The sequence below is a fragment of the Spirillospora sp. NPDC049652 genome (assembly GCF_040675125.1).
Taxonomy (GTDB): domain Bacteria; phylum Actinomycetota; class Actinomycetes; order Streptosporangiales; family Streptosporangiaceae; genus Spirillospora.
Genome location: NZ_JBFAOF010001371.1, coordinates 1 through 1,473 on the forward strand (window position 1 = coordinate 1; position 1,473 = coordinate 1,473).

General features: G+C 73.2%; 1 protein-coding gene and 1 pseudogene. Both read left to right on the forward strand.

The annotated features are described in order from the left end of the window. Positions 1-862 (forward strand): 4-hydroxy-2-oxovalerate aldolase (gene dmpG, locus AB0J52_RS40305; RefSeq protein WP_500188468.1); only part of this gene is annotated, 862 nt, incomplete at its 5' end. Then, positions 859-1,473: pseudogene (locus AB0J52_RS40310) on the forward strand (kynureninase); the annotation flags it as partial. The gene dmpG and the pseudogene AB0J52_RS40310, both read left to right, overlap by 4 nt.

A 1,473-nucleotide genomic window follows, 5' to 3' on the forward strand; every position in this document is an offset into this window, starting at 1 on the left:
CGGGTCGAGCGTCAACTACGGCCCCGGCGCGCACCTGGACGAGGAGTGGATCGCGGCGGCGGCCGAGGTCATGCCGAACGCGCGCCTCACCACCCTGCTGCTGCCCGGCATCGGCACGATCGCCGAGCTGAGGCGCGCGCACGAGCTGGGCGTCCGGTCGGTGCGGGTCGCCACCCACTGCACCGAGGCCGACATCTCCGCCCAGCACATCGCGACCGCCCGCGAGCTCGGCATGGACGTCGCCGGGTTCCTGATGATGTCCCACATGGCCGACGCCGAGACCCTCGCCGGGCAGGCCAAGCTCATGGAGTCCTACGGCGCGCACTGCGTCTACGTGACCGACTCGGGCGGACGGCTGACCATGGACGGGGTCCGCGACCGCGTCCGGGCGTACCGGGACGTCCTGTCCGACGAGACCGAGATCGGCATCCACGCCCACCACAACCTCGGCCTCGGCGTCGCCAACTCGGTCGTCGCCGTCGAGAACGGCGTGCGCCGCGTGGACGCCTCGCTCGCCGGGATGGGCGCGGGCGCCGGGAACTGCCCGCTGGAGGCGTTCGTCGCGGTCGCCGACCTGATGGGATGGAAGCACGGCTGCGACGTGTTCCGGCTGATGGACGCCGCCGACGACATCGTCCGGCCGCTGCAGGACCGGCCCGTCCAGGTGGACCGGGAGACGCTCACGCTCGGCTACGCGGGCGTCTACTCGTCCTTCCTGCGGCACGCCGAGGACGCCGCCCGCCGCTACGGCCTCGACACCAGGGAGATCCTGGTGGAGGTCGGCCGCCGGGGCATGGTCGGCGGCCAGGAGGACATGATCGTGGACGTCGCGCTCGACCTGATCGAAGGAAAGAAGAAGTGACCGGAGAAGCACGGGCCCGCCGCCTCGACGAGGCCGACCCGCTGCCGACGCTGCGCGCCGAGTTCCTCGTCCCGCCCGCGCCCGGCGGCCCCTACGAGGAGGCCGCCTACTTCGCGGGCAACTCGCTCGGCCTCCAGCCGAAGGCGACCGCGGCGCGCCTGGCCGAGGAGCTGACCGACTGGTCCCGGCTCGGCGTGGAGGGCCACACGCAGGCCCGCCGCCCGTGGGTGTCGTACCACGAGCTGCTGACCGGGCCCGCGGCGCGGCTGGTCGGCGCGCTCCCGCACGAGGTTGTCGCGATGAACTCGCTGACGGTCAACCTGCACCTGCTGATGGCCACCTTCTACCGGCCGGCGGGGGAGCGCACCCGCATCGTCATCGAGGACTCGGCGTTCCCCTCGGACTCGTACGCGGTCGCGAGCCAGGCCGTCCACCACGGGCTCGACCCGGCCGAGACGGTCGTCCGGCTCAAGCCCCGCGCGGGCGAGGACCGGCTGCGCACCGAGGACGTCGCCGACTACCTGCGCCGCGAGGGGCACCGCGTCGCGCTGCTCATGCTCGGCGGCGTCAACTACCTCACCGGCCAGCTCATGGACATGGCCGCGCTCACC